Source organism: Achromobacter sp. AONIH1, assembly GCF_002902905.1.
In the GTDB taxonomy this organism is placed as follows: Bacteria; Pseudomonadota; Gammaproteobacteria; order Burkholderiales; family Burkholderiaceae_B; genus Achromobacter.
The window spans coordinates 3,704,524-3,722,103 of sequence record NZ_CP026124.1 but is presented as its reverse complement, the minus strand read 5'-3'; the positions used below and the strand labels follow the sequence as shown (position 1 = coordinate 3,722,103).

The 17,580-nt window shown below is 69.7% G+C and carries 12 protein-coding genes; 8 read left to right on the top strand and 4 right to left on the bottom strand.

All coding sequences use genetic code 11. The features are described from left to right. Positions 1-33: 33 nt before the first annotated feature. On the top strand, positions 34-450 hold the full coding sequence (locus C2U31_RS17135) for a PaaI family thioesterase (RefSeq protein ID WP_103273857.1): 417 nt from the start codon (positions 34-36) through the stop codon (positions 448-450). 15 nt (positions 451-465) lie between these two features. On the opposite strand, the gene C2U31_RS17130 is transcribed toward C2U31_RS17135, so the two are convergent. Next, positions 466-909 carry a BPTD_2524 family lipoprotein gene (locus C2U31_RS17130; RefSeq protein WP_103273856.1) on the bottom strand — a complete coding sequence of 148 codons (444 nt, stop codon included), beginning with the start codon at positions 907-909 and terminating at the stop codon, positions 466-468. 242 nt (positions 910-1,151) lie between these two features. Between C2U31_RS17130 and C2U31_RS17125 the strand changes: the two genes are divergently transcribed. Continuing rightward, the gene (locus C2U31_RS17125; RefSeq protein WP_369869673.1) at positions 1,152-3,053 is read left to right on the top strand and encodes an alpha/beta hydrolase family protein; all 1,902 of its coding nucleotides are present in this window, start codon (positions 1,152-1,154) and stop codon (positions 3,051-3,053) included. Here the strand turns inward: C2U31_RS17125 and C2U31_RS17120 are convergent. Further along, positions 3,043-4,299 (bottom strand): diguanylate cyclase, encoded by a 1,257-nt coding sequence (locus C2U31_RS17120; protein ID WP_103273854.1) that lies wholly within the window; start codon positions 4,297-4,299, stop codon positions 3,043-3,045. The genes C2U31_RS17125 and C2U31_RS17120 overlap by 11 nt on opposite strands. Positions 4,300-4,958: 659 nt before the next feature. Between C2U31_RS17120 and pgaA the strand changes: the two genes are divergently transcribed. The 4 genes from pgaA to pgaD all read left to right on the top strand — a co-directional run bounded on the left by pgaA (position 4,959) and on the right by pgaD (position 11,433). After that, positions 4,959-7,502 (top strand): poly-beta-1,6 N-acetyl-D-glucosamine export porin PgaA, encoded by a 2,544-nt coding sequence (gene pgaA, locus C2U31_RS17115; protein ID WP_103273853.1) that lies wholly within the window; start codon positions 4,959-4,961, stop codon positions 7,500-7,502. 114 nt (positions 7,503-7,616) lie between these two features. After that, on the top strand, positions 7,617-9,662 hold the full coding sequence (pgaB, locus tag C2U31_RS17110) for a poly-beta-1,6-N-acetyl-D-glucosamine N-deacetylase PgaB (protein ID WP_199770838.1): 2,046 nt from the start codon (positions 7,617-7,619) through the stop codon (positions 9,660-9,662). Next, positions 9,659-10,996, top strand: coding sequence for a poly-beta-1,6-N-acetyl-D-glucosamine synthase (gene pgaC / locus C2U31_RS17105; protein WP_103273851.1), 1,338 nt, complete (start codon positions 9,659-9,661; stop codon positions 10,994-10,996). Before pgaB ends, pgaC begins: the two co-directional genes overlap by 4 nt. Further along, the gene (pgaD, locus tag C2U31_RS17100; RefSeq protein WP_103273850.1) at positions 10,993-11,433 is read left to right on the top strand and encodes a poly-beta-1,6-N-acetyl-D-glucosamine biosynthesis protein PgaD; all 441 of its coding nucleotides are present in this window, start codon (positions 10,993-10,995) and stop codon (positions 11,431-11,433) included. Before pgaC ends, pgaD begins: the two co-directional genes overlap by 4 nt. A 54-nt stretch (positions 11,434-11,487) precedes the next feature. Here the strand turns inward: pgaD and C2U31_RS17095 are convergent, their stop codons facing one another. Continuing rightward, a complete protein-coding gene (locus C2U31_RS17095) occupies positions 11,488-12,744 on the bottom strand; it encodes an MFS transporter (RefSeq protein ID WP_103273849.1) in 1,257 nt (418 codons plus the stop codon). A 208-nt stretch (positions 12,745-12,952) separates the two neighbouring features. Between C2U31_RS17095 and C2U31_RS17090 the strand changes: the two genes are divergently transcribed. Further along, positions 12,953-13,759, top strand: a complete 807-nt coding sequence (locus C2U31_RS17090) for a helix-turn-helix transcriptional regulator (RefSeq protein ID WP_103273848.1) — start codon at positions 12,953-12,955, stop codon at positions 13,757-13,759. Positions 13,760-13,976: 217 nt separating this feature from the next. After that, positions 13,977-16,601 carry a penicillin-binding protein 1A gene (locus tag C2U31_RS17085; protein WP_103273847.1) on the top strand — a complete coding sequence of 875 codons (2,625 nt, stop codon included), beginning with the start codon at positions 13,977-13,979 and terminating at the stop codon, positions 16,599-16,601. Positions 16,602-16,669: 68 nt separating this feature from the next. Here C2U31_RS17085 and C2U31_RS17080 read toward each other — a convergent pair whose 3' ends face one another. Further along, on the bottom strand, positions 16,670-17,407 hold the full coding sequence (locus C2U31_RS17080) for a metallophosphoesterase (protein WP_103273846.1): 738 nt from the start codon (positions 17,405-17,407) through the stop codon (positions 16,670-16,672). Between the last annotated feature and the right edge of the window lie 173 nt (positions 17,408-17,580).

Sequence of the window (17,580 nt, the reverse complement as noted above, 5' to 3'; positions counted from 1 at the left end):
ATCCCGCCTGCTTTCCTCTCCCCGTACCGGCCCATGACCGCAACCGCCCCGCAAGACTATTTCGGCCTGACCATTCCCTTCATGGACTACATCGGGCTGGTCCCCGAGCAGATCGCGCCGGCCTATGCCCGCACCTCGCTGCCCTGGCGCCGCGACCTGACCAACAGTCGCGGCGACGTGCACGGCGGCACGCTGATGAGCGTGCTGGACTTCACGCTCAGCGCCGCCGCGCGCGGCTCTGCCGACGCCGCCGTGGGCATGGCCACCATCGACATGAACACCACTTTCCTGTCGCCCGGCACGGGCGACCTGGTGATCGAGGCGCGCTGCCTGCGCCGTGGCGCGTCGATCGCCTTCTGCGAAGGCGACGTGCGCGACAAGAACGGCGAACTGGTGGCGCGGGCCACGGCGACCTTCAAGATCATCCGCCGCCGGCCCGGCGGCGACTGAACCGGCCCCGCCCGACTATTTCTTCGGCGCGGGCGTCTGCGGCTGCGGATCGCGCGGCATGAAGGAACTGCAGGACACCAGGTTGTAGGACACGGCGTCCTTCATGGCGCGCAGCGCCTCCACGTCCCAGGTGCCCTTGCCCCAGACCACGATGCGAACATCGGTGCTCTTGTCGCCGGCGGCCTTGACGTTCACGCGCGTCATCTCGGTATCGGCGAAGGGCGCCAGCACGCGGACCTCGCCCGAGCGCGAGGCCTCGTCCAGGCTGGGCACCACGCGGTAGGCGTTGTCGGTGCTGCGCAGGCAGGCATTGGCCTGCCGGATGGCCGCGTCGTAGGCGTCCTTGTAGTTCACCGCCGCCTTGAATTCGGTGTGGGGCGACGAACCGTCGCCCGAGATGCCCACCGAGCAGCCGGCAAGGCCGAGCGCCAGCGCGCAGGCGACCAGATTCCTGTACATAAGTCTCTCCAGATTGATAGGCGCGATTATCACGCAAACCGGCCCGGCGCAGAAACAGCCTGTCTCCGCCCCGCGTCCGGCGCGCGCCGCCGGGCGGTTCGACACCCCCGCCGCGCCTATGGCATGATCGAACGCGCCGCCGGCGCTATGCGCGCCCCCTACCTCGCGGCCGCGCCCCGCTTGCCAGGGCCGCCGGCCGCGCGGGCACGGAAATCCATGGAGATCCCATCTTGATTTCGTTCATGAAACACACCCTTTTCGCCGCCAGCATCCTGGGCGCCTCGCTGGGCGCCAGCGCCGCGCAGCCGCCGCGCTATCCGCTGAAGGACTTCTTCCGCAACCCCGAGCGCGGCTACTTCCGCCTGTCCGAAGACGGCAAGACGCTGGGCTTCATGCAGCCGGCCAGCACGGACGGCAGCCCGGCGCGCATGAACATCTTCGTGCAGCCGCTTGACGGCAGCGCGCTCGTGGGCGAACCGCGCAAGCTCACCAGCGAAACCGCGCGCGACATCAGCAATTTCTTCTGGAAAGGCCCCGACGTGGTGCTCTACCAGAAGGACTTCGGCGGCGACGAGAACTTCCACGTCCTGGCGGTGGACGCCAGGACCGGCAAGGTCACCGACCTGACGCCCTACGACAACGTGCGCGCCAGCATCATCGACGACCTGGAGGACGATCCGGACCACGTGCTGGTCACGCACAACCAGCGCGATCCGCAGGTCTTCGACGTGTACCGCGTCAACGTGCGCAGCGGCGCCGCCGAGCTGGTGGCGCGCAATCCCGGCAACATCGTCGGCTGGCAGACCGACCATGCCGGCAAGCTGCGCGCCGCCGTCGCCAGCGACGGCCTGAACACCACCCTGCTCTACCGCGACGACGAGGCCGCCGAATTCCGGCCGCTGATCACCACCGACTACCGCACCAGCGTCCATCCGGCCTTCTTCACCTTCGACGACAAGAAGCTCTACGCCCAGTCCAACCGAGGCCGCGACAAGCTGGCGCTGGTTGTCATCGACCCGGCCAGGCCCGATGTCGAGGAAGAAATCTACGCACCGCAGGAAGTCGACCTGGACGCGGCCGCCTACTCGCGCAAACGCCGCGTGCTGACCCTGGCCGTCTACCAGACCGACAAGCCGCAGTACAAGTTCTTCGACGCCCAGACCGAAACGCTGTTCAAGAAGCTGACGGCCAAGCTGCCCGGCTACGACCTGGCCCTGCAGGGTTCGAACCGCGATGAGAACAAGTTCATCGTCGCCGCCTACAACGACCGCACGCCGGGCTCGCGATACCTGTACGACGCTGCCTCGGACACGCTGAGCAAGCTGGCCGACCTGAACCCGTCGCTGCCGGAGTCCGGCATGGCGCGCGTGCAGCCGATCAGCTACCAGAGCCGCGACGGCCTCACCATCCACGGATACCTGACGCTGCCGGCTGGCCGCGATCCGAAGAACCTGGCGTGCATCGTCAATCCGCACGGCGGTCCCTGGGCGCGCGACGGCTGGGGCTACAACCCCGAAGTGCAATTCCTGGCGAACCGGGGTTTCTGCGTGCTGCAGATGAACTTCCGGGGCTCGACCGGCTATGGCCGCCGCTTCTGGGAAGCCGGCTTCGGCCAGTGGGGCCTGAAGATGCAGGACGACATCAGCGATGGCGTGGCCTGGCTGGTCAAGCAGGGCATCGCCGATCCCAAGCGCGTCGGCATCTACGGCGCCAGCTACGGCGGCTACGCCACGCTGGCCGGCGTGGCGTTCACGCCCGACCTGTACGCGGCGGCGGTGGACTACGTGGGCGTGTCCAACCTGTTCACCTTCATGCAGACCATCCCGCCCTATTGGAAGCCGATGCTGGCCAAGATGCAGGACATGGTGGGCGACCCCGTGCGCGACAAGGACCGCCTGGCCGCGACCTCGCCGGCGCTGCACGCGGACCGCATCAAGACGCCGCTGTTCGTGGCCCAGGGCGCCAAGGATCCGCGCGTCAACAAGGACGAAAGCGACCAGATGGTCAAGGCGCTGAAGGCGCGCGGCGTCAACGTGGAGTACATGGTCAAGGACAACGAGGGCCACGGCTTCCACAACGACGAGAACAAGTTCGAGTTCTACGAGGCCATGGAGAAGTTCCTGCTCCAGCACCTCAAGCCGTAGTCGCCTTCGATCCCGCGGGGCTGGCCGCGACGGCCGCATTGGCCGCTTCCGCCCCGCCCTGCGCCGTCCAGTCCCAGGTCGCGGCCGCGCCGAAACCGACCGAGCCGCCGGTTTCCACCCGGTCGCGGCCCAGTTCCTTGGCGCGGTACAACGCCACGTCGGCGCGCGCCAGGATGCCGTCCGCCGTATCGCCGCGCCGGTAGGCGGCCAAGCCGCCGCTGACGGTCATCCTGATCTCGCCATCCACGGTATGCAGCGGCGCATCGCGCAGCGCATCGCACACGCGCTGCGCCTGCACCAACGCGCTGGCGGGCTCGCAGTCGTACATCAGCAACGCGAATTCCTCGCCGCCCAGGCGGCCGAAGCGGTCGCTGGCGCGCACCGCGCGCTGCACCACCCGCGCAAAATGTCGCAGCGCCTGGTCGCCGGTGGCGTGACCATGGCGGTCATTGATCGCCTTGAAGAAATCGATGTCCAGCAACAGCACCACCAGCCGGCCGTCGTTACGCTCGCAGCGCCTGAGTTCGTGCTGCAGCTCGTCCATGAAGCTGCGCCGCGAGTAGGCCTGCGTCAGGCTGTCGAAGGTCAGCGCCTCCTGCATGCGCTCGGACATCCGGGTCTGCACCAGCAGCAACAACGCCAGGAACAGCGCCGGCACGGTCACCGAGCCGCCGACAATGAAGAACAGTGCCCAGGGCGTGGGATGCAGCATCGAGCCGGGCGCTTCCCAGCCCAGGCCGTAGACCAGCACGCGCAGCAGATGCAGCGCCGCCAGCCCAAGGATGGACAGCAGAAGGTACAGCGCCACGCCGCGCGTGCGGATCTGCCTGCGCCCGTCGAAGATCACGCAGGCCGTGGCGCCCATGCCCACGCAGGTGATCACGGAAAACAGCACGATGCGCGCGGCCACGCGATCCTGTCCATACAGCATGGCCGTCATCACCACGACGCACAGAATCGCCAGGGCGGCGCTGCGCCACACCTGCGGATGCAGCCCGAAGAACTGCCGCACGCCCACATAGACCAAGGCCAACGCGCTGATCCACGCGGCATTGGACACCATCACGGTCGCGTTCAGCGGCAGGAAGCTGCCCGCCGCGTACAGCAGCAGGGACAGCACGGTCAGCGCGTTCGCCAGCATGAAGGCACGCACGCCAGGCACGCCGCTGGCGTGAAACTGCAACAACAGTGGCATGGCCAGCGCGGTGGCCAGCCCCCACATCAGGAAGAACAGAGAAGTTGTCATGGTGTTTGCCAACCGGAGCGTCGGGCTCCGCAGGCCTTAGGGAATTGCTGTTTCACTGGGTTCGTTTCCCCGCGCGTGTCGCTGCGAAGGGGGGACGGGCAATCCGCGCCGCCTCGCCACCAGCCGCGATACGCGGCCCGATTGCAAAAGGCGTTACATGCATCCATTTCTGACGCTTTTTGTTACCTACACGGCGAAAAGAAACCACGCGCGCGAGGCCCCAACAGGCCGCGCATCCGTCCGCCCTGAACCTTTAAGTCCCTGGAAACAAGCAGCAATCCCGGGATGCTGAGAAGCATACGCCAGGCCGTTGGCCCGTGGCTGCCTGTTTGCAGTAATTGACAGTCTCTTTCCAGGAAACGTCCTAAAGTTGCGGCTATCGACGGCGCCGACGAAAGCGCCGCGATCACGCCCTACGGGCGTGGCGCGTACTAGCCATGCACTCCGATCGCGCGAGTGCGAAGGTCCCCGCAGCGGGCGCCGCGCATCAAGAAATCCACTGTTCACTTCCGACGCCAGCGCGTGCCGCGCGGGCGCGAGCGCTTTCGGCCATGCCGCTGGCGCAAGCCTGGGCGGCCCCGTTGGGCCGGCCGGCGGCAGGCCGCCCCTGGGAGGCTCGGACGTGGACGCCATATGTCGCAACCGCGGATGTATTACGGATGTACGAGAAGAACGAGAAAGGAAGACACTTGCCGTCGGCGCTGCACAAGAGCGCCGCACGGCCAGCACGCCACCGGCAGGCGCCTGCGCCCGCCGCCCGCCTGCGCCACGGCTTCGCGGCCGTCTGCGCCGCCCTGGCTCCCCTGCTCTGTCCCGCGCCCGCCCAGGCCGGCGACGACTACGACGCCCTGATCCAGCGCGCGCGCGCCGGCGACCACCAACCGGCGCTGGCCATGCTGCGCGCCCTGGGTCCGGCCGGCGGCCCGCGCGCCATCCAGGACCGCATCCTGGTGGCCAGCTGGGCGGGCCGGCCCGACGAGGTGACGCAGACCTACGCGCAACTGCCCGCCGGCGCGCAGCCGCCCGCCGACGTTCGATTGGCGGTGGCGCGCGCGCTGCGCGACCTGCGCCGCTGGCCGGAAGCGCTGGCGCAGTTCCGCGACGGCATGCGCGCCTATCCGTCCCAGCCCGCCTTCGCCGCCGGCCTGGCCATGACACTGGCGGACGCCGACCGGCTCGACGAGGCGCTGGCCGCGGGCGAGCAACTGGTCCGCGCCCGGCCCCGGGACGCGGACGCCCACCTGGCCCTGGCCTATGTCCATGCACGCAGGAATACGCCGTTTGAAGCGTTGTACGCGACCGACCGCGCGCGCGACCTGATGCCCGGCGCCGCGTATGTGGAACGCGAGTACGTGTTCGCCCTGCAGCGCGCCCGCATGGCCGGCGCGGCGTTGACGCACGCCACGCGCCGGCCCGAGCTGTACACGGAAGCGCAGATGCGCCGGCTGCAGGCCGACGCGCTGGCCGAGCAGGTGCGCCTGGCCTCGATGCCGACGCGCAACGAGGCCGACAGGTTCGCGATCGCCGATCGCGTCCTGGCGCACTACGACGCGCTGATCCCGGCCTGGTCGACACAAGGCGACGAGACCCGCGACGATGTCATCCGGGCGCGCATCGACCGCCTGCACGCGCTGCACGCGCGCTACCGCATGCGCGATCTCGCCAGCGAGTACGAGGCGCTGCGCGCCGAGGGCGTGGCCGTGCCGCGCTACGCGCTGGGCGATGTCGCTTCCGCCTATCTGTATCTGCGCCAGCCGGAGCAGGCCGCCGCCATCTACCAGCAGGTGGCCCAGGCCGAGGAAAGCCACGACGACGATCCGGTGGACAGGCTGGGCAACCAGACCGGCCGCTACTACTCGCTGGCCGAGGCCGAGGATTTCGACGGCGCCTCTCAGGTCATGGACGAGACCCGCGAGGGCTATCCGGCCTGGGTCTACGTCAAGGGCCAGCCCATGCGCATCCCCAACGACCTGCACCTGCAGAGCATGCAGGTCGACGCCGGCGCGCGGCTGCAGGCCGACGATACGCCCGAGGCCCAGGCGCGCCTGGAAGGCATGGCGCGCAACGCCCCCAACAACTCCACGCTCAAGAGCGAACTGGCCGCGCTGTATCGCGCCCGCTCGCTGCCGCGCGCCTCGGAGCGGACGCTGAAAATGGCCGAGACGCTGACGCCGCGCAACATCGGCGTGGAAAACGGCCAGGGCTTCACCGCCCTGGCCCTGCAGGAGTGGCGCCAGGCCGAGGCGCTCAGCCGGGACACGCTGGCGCGCGCGCCCGAGAACCCGCTGTCGCGCCGGCTGGCGCGCGAATGGGCAGTCCACAACAAGGCCGAGCTGCGCATCGGCGGCTACCGTGGCCTGGCCTCTGACAGCCCGGTGTCGGGCAGCGGCGATTTCGGCATCGACGCGGTGATCTATACGCCGCCGCTGGACTACAACTGGCGCGGCTTCGCCGGCGGCGGCTACGCCAACGGCGACTTCGAGGAAGGCCGCGGCACCTACCGCTGGGCGCGCGCCGGCGCGCAATGGCGCGGCCGCGACCAGACGGTCGAGGGCGAAGTGTCCGCCAACCAGTACGGCCACGGCGCCAGGACCGGCCTGCGCCTGTCGGCCGCCTACGACCTGGACGACCACTGGCAGATCGGCGGCTCGGCCGAGCGCCTGTCGCGCGACACGCCGCTGCGCGCGCTGGCCAGCGGCGTCTCGTCCAACGGCCTGTCGGCCTATGCGCGCTGGCGCGCGCACGAGCGCAGCGAATGGACGCTGCGGCTCTCGCCCTCGCGCTTTTCCGACGGCAACCAGCGCTGGGCGCTGAGCCTGGACGGCCGCGAGCGGATCCACACCACGCCGCACCTGAAGACCGACCTGACGCTGGAACTGTCCTCGCAACGCAACAGCCTGGACGCGGAACGCCCCTACTTCAACCCGCGCTCGGACCTGATGGTCCTGCCCGGCCTGCGGCTGACGCACACGCTGCACCGCCGCTACGAAAACGCCTGGGAACAGATCGGCACGCTGGGCGCCGGCGCGTATACGCAGCAGGGCTACGGCACTGGCGGCGTGATCGCGCTGGGCTATGGCCAGCGCTACCGCGCCAACGACGTGCTCGACATGGGCGCCATGGTGACCGGCGTCAGCCGGCCCTATGACGGCCGGCGCGAGCGCGAGCTGCGCATCACGTTCGATCTTGCCTACCGCTTTTGAAGATGGGACCCACCCCCGCAGCGCTACGCGCCCCCCCCCTCAAGGGGGCGCCGCGGCGGACCGGCAAAGCCGGCTCCGCGCGGTCCCGACGAGGCTGTGCCACGGAGAACTGAATTGCTTGAACTTCGATTCCCCCGACTGTTGTTCGCGGGCCTGCTATTGCTGGCCACGCTGCTCCTGGGCGCCTGCGCCAAGGATATCCCCGTCTACGTCGCGCCCGCCGAGCGGCCGGTGGCCCCAGTCGACCAACCCTGGGTGCAAGGCCATTTCCTGACGCTGGCCTACCACGACGTGGAAGATGAAGACCCCGACCAGGGCTTTCTCAGCGTGCGCACCGACCGGCTGGTCGACCAGCTGAACTGGCTGCGCGAGAACGGCTACCAGGCCGTCTCGGTGGACCAGATCCTGGCCGCGCGCCAGCCCGGCGGCAAGCCGCTGCCCGAGCGCGCCGTGCTGCTGACCTTCGACGATGGCTACCGCAGCTTCCTGACCCGCGTGCTGCCCATCCTCAAGGCCTACGGCTGGCCGGCGGTGCTGGCGCCGGTGGGCACGTGGATGGACACGCCGGCCGACAGGAAGGTCGATTTCGGCGGCAACATGCAGCCGCGCGACCGCTTCCTGGACTGGAACGACGTGCGCGAGATCTCGCGTTCCGGCCTGGTGGAGATCGCCGCCCACACCGACGCCTCGCACTACGGCGCGCTGGCCAATCCCCAGGGCAATACCGAGCCGGCCGCCGCCGTGCGCAAGTACGACGCGCGCAATGGCCGCTACGAGAACGAGGCCGGCTTCGAGCAACGCATGGGCCGCGACGTGGCCGCGATCAGCGAAAAGATCCGCCGCGCCACCGGCAAGGCGCCGCGCGTCTGGGTCTGGCCCTATGGCGCCGAGGGCGGCACCACGCTGCGCATCGCCGGCGAACAGGGTTATCAGATGGCACTGACGCTGGAAGACGGCCCCAGCCGCGTGGCGCGGCTCATGTCCACGCCGCGCATGCTGCTGGCCAACGACCCCACGATCCGGCACTTCGCCAATAGCGTGGCCAGCATCGAGACGGTGCCCGCGATGCGCGTCGCGCACGTGGACCTGGACTACATCTACGATCCCGATCCGGCGCAGACCGACCGCAACCTGGGCGAGCTGGTGCAGCGCATCGTGGACATGCAGATCAACACCGTGTTCCTGCAGGCCTACGCCGACCCGCAAGCCGACGGCCCGGTGCGCTCGGTCTACTTCCCGAACCGCTGGCTGCCGATGCGGGCCGACCTGTTCAACCGCGTCGCCTGGCAGCTGCACAACCGCGCCGATGTGTTCGTCTATGCCTGGATGCCGGTGCTGGCGCTGGACCTGGACCCGTCGATCGCCCGCGTGGTCCGCTGGGATCCGCAGCGGCCCGAAGCCGCGCCCGCGCCGGATCCCGACCTGTACCGCCGCCTGTCGCCGTTCGATCCGGTCGCGCGCCAGCGCATCGGCGACCTGTACGAAGACCTGGCGCGCCATGCCTTCTTCGACGGCATCCTGTTCCACGATGACGCGATGCTGGGCGACTTCGAGGACGCCGGCCCGGCGGCGCTGGCCGCGTACCAGAAGGCCGGCCTGCCCGGCAGCATCGCCGCGCTGCGCGCCGATCCCGAGACGATGCAGCGCTGGACCCGCTACAAGAGCCGCCACCTGGTCGATTTCACCGCCGAACTGGCCGAGCGCGCCCGCGCCGTGCGCGGCCCGCGCATCAAGACCGCCCGCAACCTGTACGCGGAGCCGCTGCTCAACCCCGCCAGCGAAGCCTGGTTCGCGCAGAACCCCGACGACTTCCTGGACGCCTACGACTGGACCGCGCCCATGGCCATGCCTTACATGGAAAAAGTGCCGGCGGGCCAGGAACTGGCCTGGCTGGACCGCATCGTCGACGCGGTGGCCAGGCGCCGGCCGGACGCGCTGGACCGGACCGTGTTCGAGCTGCAGGCCGTCGACTGGCGCACCGGCCCCAGCCGGCCCGAGCCGACGCCCGTCGACACCGCGACGCTGGCCGGCTGGATGCAGCGCCTGCAGCTGCGCGGCGCGCGCAGCTTCGGCTACTACCCCGACGATTTCTCGCAAGACCAGCCCCGGCTGCAAGGCATCCGGCCCGCCATCTCCGAAGCGTGGTTCCCCATCCGATGATCGACCGTCTTCTCGCCCTGCTCATCCTGTGCGCGGTGCTGAGCGCGCCCTTCGGCTTCGCCCTGGCGCTGACCAGCCAGGCGCTGCTGGGATTCGTGTTCTTCTACCCGCTGTTCATGTCCGGCCTGTGGATGGCCGGCGGCCTGTACTACTGGTGGCACTGGGAGCGCCACTGGGCCTGGGGCGCGCGCCGCGAAGCACCGGCCCTGGCCGGCAATCCGCTGGTTTCCATCCTGGTGCCCTGCTACAACGAGGCCGACAACGGCGAAGACACGCTGCTGGCCGCGCTGAACCAGAACTATCCCCACATCGAGGTCATCGCCATCAACGACGGCTCCAGCGACGGCACGGCGCAGATGCTGGATCGCCTGGCCGCGCAACACGAGCGGCTGCGCGTGGTGCACCTGGCGCAGAACCAGGGCAAGGCCATGGCGCTGCGCATGGGCGCGCTGGCGGCCCGCAGCGAATACCTGGTCTGCATCGACGGCGACGCCATGCTGGATCCGGACGCCGCCGCCTACCTGGTGGCGCCGCTGATCGACAACCCGCGCGTGGGCGCGGTCACGGGCAATCCGCGCATCCGCACGCGCTCCACGCTGATCGGCCGCATCCAGGTGGGCGAGTTCTCGTCCATCATCGGCCTGATCAAGCGCACGCAGCGGGTCTACGGCCAGGTATTCACCGTGTCCGGCGTGGTGGCGGCGTTCCGCCGCACGGCGCTGGACCGGGTCGGCTACTGGAGCCTGGACATGATCACCGAGGACATCGACATCAGCTGGAAACTGCAGCGCGATCACTGGTCGATCTTCTACGAACCGCGCGGCCTGTGCTGGATCCTGATGCCCGAGACGCTGCGCGGGCTGTGGAAGCAGCGGCTGCGCTGGGCCCAGGGCGGCGCCGAGGTCTTCCTGAAGAATCTGCGCTCGATCTGGAACTGGCGCCACCGCCGACTGTGGCCGCTGATGGCGGAATTCTGCCTGTCCACGGCCTGGTCCTTCGCCTTCGCCATCTCGGTGCTGCTGTGGCTGGTCAGCCAGGTCGTCGCGCTGCCCAACAACATGCACATCGCCAGCCTGCTGCCGCCGGCCTTCACCGGCATGATGCTGGCGGTGGTCTGCCTGCTGCAGTTCGCCGTCAGCATCCTGATCGACCGCCGCTACGAGCCAGGGCTGGCGCGCTCGCTCTACTGGGTCATCTGGTATCCGCTGGCCTACTGGATGGTGAGCCTGCTCACCACGCTGGTGAGCTTTCCCAAGGTCATGCTGCGCAGGCAGGTCCGCCGCGCGCGCTGGACCAGTCCCGATCGCGGCATCAAATCCAAGGAGGCATCATGATCATCACCACGCGCCGGTCCCGCGCCGGCTACCTGTTCGACCTGCTGCTCACGGCCGGAGGCTGGTTCGCCTTCGCCTATCTGTTCGGCGCCGGCATCCTCGCCATCCTGCGCGGGGCCGCCGGCGGGCCCGAGACCTCGCTGTGGGCGGTGTTCCTGCCCACGGCCAACACCCTGTGGGGCTACGCCGCGCTGGCGCTGGCCAACGGCGCGGCGCTGGTGGCCTGGGCGCTCTACAACCACCGGCGCTTCGCCGGCAAGGACCGCCGCCGCCGGGCGGCCGCCGTCGGCGACGCCCAGCTGGCGCGCAGCTTCACCGTCGCGCCCGCGCAGTTGCAGCAGTTGCGCCGCGCCCGCGTCGCCGTCATCCATCATGGCGACGGCGGCGAGATCATCGGCATCGAACCGGCCCGCGCGCAGCTGCGCAGCGTGGCCTGAAATCGCGAGCGGGCCCGGGCCGCACGGCCCCGGGCCCGCTCGCGGCAACGCCTCTCAGGCGCGCTTGCCCCCCATTTTCGGCAGCAGGATCGCCACCACGCCCAGCAGCGGCAGGTAGGCGCAGACCTGGTAGACATAGCCGATGCTGGTGGCGTCGGCCAGCCGGCCCAGCGCGGCCGCGCCCAGCCCGCCCATGCCGAACGACAGGCCGAAGAACAGCCCCGCGATCATGCCGACCTTGCCCGGCACCAGCTCCTGCGCATAGACCACGATGGCCGAGAAGGCCGAGGCCAGCACCGCGCCGATGATCACCACCAGCACCGCCGTCCAGAACAGGTTGGCGTGCGGCAGCATCAGCGTGAACGGCGCCACGCCCAGGATCGACACCCAGATCACGATCTTGCGGCCGATGCGGTCGCCCACCGGACCGCCCACCACCGTGCCCACGGCCACGGCCGCCAGGAACAGGAACAGGTACAGCTGCGCCTCGCGCGTCGACAGGCCGAACTTGTCGATCAGGTAGAAAGTGAAATAGCTGTTCAGGCTGGCCAGGTAGAAATACTTGGAGAACACCAGCACGCCCAGCACCGCCAGCGCGGCCAGCACGCGCTTGCGCGGCAGCTCCACCGCCGCGCCGTCGCGCCGCGCGCGCGGCTTCAGGCGGGCACGGTTGGCGCTGTACCAGCGACCGATGCCGGTCAGCACCACGATGCCGAACAGCGCCGCCAGCGAGAACCAGGCCACGCTGCGCTGCCCGTGCGGAATGATGAACAGCGCCGCCAGCAGCGGCCCCAGCGCCGAGCCGACGTTGCCACCAACCTGGAACAGCGATTGCGCCAGGCCGTGGCGGCCGCCCGAGGCCATGCGCGCCACGCGCGAGGACTCGGGATGGAACACCGACGAGCCGGTGCCCACCAGCACCGCCGCCACCAGCAGCCAGCCGAAGGACGGCGCCACCGACAGCAGCAGCAGGCCGGCCAGCGTGAAGCCCATGCCCACCGGCAGCGAATACGGCTTGGGGTGGCGGTCGGTGTACAGCCCGATGAAGGGCTGCAACAGCGAGGCGGCCAGCTGATAGACCAGCGTGATCAGGCCGATCTGCGAGAACGACAGGCTGAATCCTTCCTTGAGCATCGGATAGATGGCCAGCAGGATGGACTGGATCATGTCGTTCATCAGGTGCGCCACGCTGATCGCGCCCAGCACCTTGAAGGCGGTGGAGGCGTCCTGCGCGGCGGCGTCGCGCGCGGGGCCGGGCGCCGCGACGGGGGCCGGCTCGGCGGCGACGGCGGGATTCTGGGCAGCGTTCATGTCTGGGCGGTCGGGAGTCTGAAAAGGCGGGTCTGAGAAAACGGGACGTGGACGGCGAGGCCGGCCGCCCTTGCGGAACCGCCGGCCTCTGCTTGCCAGTGTAGGAAGGTTGATCGGGAGCGATCTGCCAATTTTCGTCGGGAAAGTGACAAAATAGGCGTTTCGTACCTGAGCCAGGGTGCTTACCACCCGCATCGAAGTGACAGACATGGCCACCCGCCGCCCCGCTCCAGACCCCGCCCGCAGCATCGATGCCCAGGACTACCAGGACCGTCCGCGCGCGGTCACGGCCATGGCCAAGGATTTCCCCGCCGGCGCCCGCACCGGCGCGCACACGCATCCGCGCGCCCAGCTGCTGTACGCGGTCGAGGGCGTGATGCGGGTCAGCACGCCCAGCGGCTTCTGGGCGCTGCCGCCGCTGCGCGCGCTGTGGGTGCCATCCGGCGTGCCGCACGAGGTCGAGATGGTGGGCGCGGTGTCGATGCGCTCGCTCTATATCCGCGCCGACGCCGCCAGCGCCTATTGGCCGGAATGCCAGGTGATCGAGGTCGGCGGCCTGCTGCGCGAACTGATCCTGGCGCTGACCGCCGAGCCGATCGATTATCCCGAGGACGGCCGCGCGGGCCAGATCGCCGCGCTGGTGCAATCGGAACTGGCCGCCGCGCGCGTGGTGCCCTTCCAGATCCCCTGGCCGCGCGACCGCCGGCTGCAGGCCATCTGCGCCGCCATCCTGGACCAGCCGGGCCTGTCGCGCAGCATCGAGGACTGGGGCGACGAGGTCGGCGCCAGCGCGCGCACGCTGATCCGCCTGTTCCAGTCCGAGCTGGGCCTGAATTACCGCCAGTGGGTGCAGCAGCTGCGGCTGGCCGACGCGGTCTGCCGGCTGGCGCTGGGCGAGCCGGTCGCGCGCGTCGCGGCCAGCCTGGGCTACCGCAGCGCCAGCGCCTTCAGCGCCATGTTCCGCCGCGCGCTCGGCGCCCCGCCGCAGCGCTATCTGCCGGCGCAGCCCGCATGAGGCCACGCGCGTCCGGCACGCGGCGGATTTCAGCGCCGCTTAAGCCTGTCCCCGGAAGGATCGGCGACAATAGCGCCCGGACGCCCCGGCGCCGCCGCCCCGCGGCCAGCCCGCAAATGCGCCCCCTTCCGTCCCCGACCGGCCCGGCCATGTCTGGTTACCGAAACCAAATCGCCGCAAAGCCGGTCTATCGCGTTACGCCCTAGAATCGCCAGCAATGAGCAATCCCCAGCATTCTTCCGACGCCCCTCGCGGCAAACGGCGCTTCTCCTGGAAGCCCTTCCTGATCAAGACCGGCGTCGCCGTGGCCGGCGCCGGCGTCTGCGCCGCCGTGCTGCTCGGCCTGGCGCTGGCGCTGGCCTGGCCCAGCCTGCCCGACCTGCACGCCATGACCGATTACCGGCCGCGCGTGCCGCTGCGCATCTACACGGCCGACAAGGTCCTGATCGGCGAATACGGTGAAGAACACCGCAACGTGCTGCGCTTCGATGAAATTCCCGAAGTCATGCGCAATGCCGTGCTGTCGGCCGAGGACGACCGTTTCTACCGCCACGGCGGCGTGGACTGGATGGGCGTGGCGCGCGCGATCCTGACCAACGTGGTCAAGGGCTCCAAGAGCCAGGGCGGCAGCACCATCACCATGCAGGTGGCGCGCAACTTCTACCTGTCGTCGGAAAAGACCTACTCGCGCAAGTTCTACGAGCTGCTGCTGACCTTCAAGATCGAGTCCGAACTCAGCAAGGACGAAATCCTGGCGCTCTACATGAACCAGATCTACCTGGGCCACCGCGCCTACGGCTTCGCAGCCGCCTCGCGCACCTACCTGGGCAAGCCGCTGTCGGAAGTGACGCCGGCCGAGGCCGCCATGCTGGCCGGCATTCCCAAGGCGCCGTCGCGCTTCAATCCCATCACCAATTTCCCGCGCGCCGAGATCCGCCAGCACTATGTGCTGAACCGCATGAAGGCGCTGGGCTACCTGACGCCCGAGCAGACCGAGGAAGCCTTCAAGCAGCGCGTGGTCGTGCGCGGCACCGAAGGCGCCAGCCCGCGCGGCTTCGCCATCCACGGCGACTATCCGGCCGAGCTGGCGCGCCAGCTGATGTACGGCGTGTTCCAGGAACAGACCTACTCCAAGGGCATCGACGTCTACACCACGATCGACTCCAAGGCGCAGGAAGCCGCCTACCGCGCGGTGCGCGACGGCGTGCTGGACTACACCCGCCGCTCGGTCTATCCCGGCCCCGAGGACCAGATCGACCTGCCCGACGGCGTCGAGAAGGACGCCCAGGCGCTGGACGACATCCTGGACGGCGTGCAGGAAAAGACGCCGGACAGCGAGGACCTGCTGGCCGCCGTGGTGCTGGCCGCCAGTCCGACGGAAGTGACCGTGGCCCGCAGCGCGCGCGACATCATCACGATTTCCGACAAGAAGGCGCTGGCCGTGGTGGCCCGCGCGCTCAACCCCAAGGCGTCCGACAGCCAGCGGCTGCGGCGCGGCTCGGTGGTCTACATCCACAAGGCCGGCGACGGCTGGGAGATCATCAACATGCCGGCGCTGCAGGCGGCGCTGGTGTCGATGGCGCCGCAGGACGGCGCGATCCGCGCCATGATCGGCGGCTTCGACTACAACCGCGGCACCTTCAACCGCGCCACCCAGGCCTGGCGCCAGCCGGGCTCGAACATCAAGCCCTTCGTCTACGCGGCGGCGCTGGAGCGCGGCCTGACACCGGCCACCCAGATCTCGGACCAGCCCTTCATGCTGACCGCCGAGCAGACCGGCTCCAAGGCCTGGTCGCCCAAGAACGACGGCAACCGCTACGAGCCCATGCTGACCCTGCGCCAGGGCCTGATGCGCTCGAAGAACATGGTGTCGATCCGCATCCTGCAGGCCATCGGCCCGCAGTACGCGCAGGACTACCTGACCCGCTTCGGCTTCGACAAGGCGCGTTGGCCGGCGGTGCTGCCGCTGGCGCTGGGCGCGGGCGGCGCCACGCCGCTGCAGGTCGTCAACGGCTACAGCGTGTTCGCCAACGGCGGCTACCGCGTCACGCCCTTCCTGATCGACCGCGTCACCGACCGCTCGGGCCATGTGCTGATGCAGGCCCAGCCCGTGGTCGCCGGCGACGCCGCCGCGCGCGCCATCGACCCGCGCACCGCCTGGGTCATGGACGGCATCCTGCGCGACGCCGCCACCAGCGGCACCGGCGCGCGCGCGCACCAGCAGCTCAAGCGCAACGACGTGGGCGGCAAGACCGGCACCACCAACGAGGCCGTCGACGTCTGGTTCTCGGGCTTCACGCCCACGCTGGCCACCACCGTCTGGATGGGCTTCGACCAGCCGCGCTCGCTGGGCACCAACGAATTCGGCAGCGGCCTGGCCCTGAGCACCTGGCTGGACTACATGCAGCCCGTGCTCAAGGGCGTGCCCGAAAGCAAGCCCGCGCCGCGTCCGGACGGCCTGCTGGTGGACAACGGCGAGTTCTATTTCAGTGAATTCCCGCCCGGCCAGGCGGTGGCCTCGCTGGACCTGTCCTCGGGCGATGCGCTGACCGATTTCCTCAACAACAACCGCTCAACCGGCGGCGTCGACAACACGGTGCGTCCGCTGTCCACGCCGGGCGCGGCGCTGCCCGGCGCGGGACCGGCCGCCGCCGGACAGCCCGCGATCGCCCAGCCGGACCAGGCGCAGCCGCAAGGCCTGCCGGCCCAGGCGCCGGTGGCCCAGCCGCTGCCCGTGCCGACGCCCGGCGCTGTGCCGGGCCGGGCGCAGGGCCAGTCCCCGGGCCAGGCTCCCGCTGGCGGCGACCCCGCCTTCCCGCCCATCCCCGTGCCGCGCGTGTAAGCCGATGCGGCGCCGGGTCTGGCCCGGCGCCCGCTGTCCTGCCTATATGAAGCCGTCTTGAAGAGGAATCAGGCCGGATCCTGGCCCGCCTCGTCGTCCGCCGACTCGGGCTCGGTCACCATGGCGCGCGGCCAGGCCTGCAGCGATTCCAGGTCCAGGAAGGTGAAGTAGCCATCCTTCCAGCCCTCGGTGTCGATGTGATAGACGTTGCCCAGCAGCAGCGGCTCGGCCACGGGCGTATGCCCCGCCACCACGGCGCGCACGCCGAGCACGCCGGCGCGGTCCACCAGGCGCAGGCGGTCGCGTGACCACTGGCAGACCGCGCTGGTGCGCTTGTAGCGGTCGCGCAGCGCCTCTTCCAGGCGCGGCCAGAACAGCACCGGGCAGTCCGCGTGCACCAGCCCCACCGCCCCATCGCGCGTTTCGACCTCGATCGCCACGGGCAGGGCCTCGAAGGCCTGCGCGTACTCGCGCTGCCGTTCCTCGGGCAGGTCCAGGAACCAGCCGCCGCCGTAGCCGCGCCAATTCATCTGGTCCACCTTGCCGCTGCGGACGTGGCGGATCGCGTAGTCCTCGTGATTGCCTTGCACCGCGTGGAACCAGGGCTGCCGCAGCCAGTCCAGCACCTGCTCGTTCTCCGGCCCCCGGTCCACCAGGTCGCCCACCGAGAACAGCCGGTCGCGCGCCGGATCGAAACCCAACCGATCCAGGCTTTGACGCAGGCGGGAAAAATGCCCATGCACATCGCCCACCGCGAAGTCGCGGCCGGAGACGTTGCGAGGGATTCTGAGGAAAGGCTGCTGCATGGTGTTCCAGGGTGGCGGACAGGCACGGACTCCGCCTGGGGCGGCGGGCGGACGCCATCCGCACGGCGCCGCCAAACTTACTTTTTAACCCGCTTTGAAACCGCGCGCTGACGGCCGCCGGCTCGCCCGCGACAGGCGAGCGCTCGGGAGTGGCCGGCGCTGCACAAAACGCT

Coding starts and splice junctions, on each gene's coding strand:
- C2U31_RS17135 (WP_103273857.1), top strand. CDS start 34: ATGACCGCAACCGCCCCGCAAGACTATTTCGGCCTGACCATTCCCTTC.
- C2U31_RS17130 (WP_103273856.1), bottom strand. CDS start 909: ATGTACAGGAATCTGGTCGCCTGCGCGCTGGCGCTCGGCCTTGCCGGC.
- C2U31_RS17125 (WP_369869673.1), top strand. CDS start 1,152: ATGAAACACACCCTTTTCGCCGCCAGCATCCTGGGCGCCTCGCTGGGC.
- C2U31_RS17120 (WP_103273854.1), bottom strand. CDS start 4,299: ATGACAACTTCTCTGTTCTTCCTGATGTGGGGGCTGGCCACCGCGCTG.
- pgaA (WP_103273853.1), top strand. CDS start 4,959: ATGTACGAGAAGAACGAGAAAGGAAGACACTTGCCGTCGGCGCTGCAC.
- pgaC (WP_103273851.1), top strand. CDS start 9,659: ATGATCGACCGTCTTCTCGCCCTGCTCATCCTGTGCGCGGTGCTGAGC.
- pgaD (WP_103273850.1), top strand. CDS start 10,993: ATGATCATCACCACGCGCCGGTCCCGCGCCGGCTACCTGTTCGACCTG.
- C2U31_RS17095 (WP_103273849.1), bottom strand. CDS start 12,744: ATGAACGCTGCCCAGAATCCCGCCGTCGCCGCCGAGCCGGCCCCCGTC.
- C2U31_RS17090 (WP_103273848.1), top strand. CDS start 12,953: ATGGCCACCCGCCGCCCCGCTCCAGACCCCGCCCGCAGCATCGATGCC.
- C2U31_RS17085 (WP_103273847.1), top strand. CDS start 13,977: ATGAGCAATCCCCAGCATTCTTCCGACGCCCCTCGCGGCAAACGGCGC.
- C2U31_RS17080 (WP_103273846.1), bottom strand. CDS start 17,407: ATGCAGCAGCCTTTCCTCAGAATCCCTCGCAACGTCTCCGGCCGCGAC.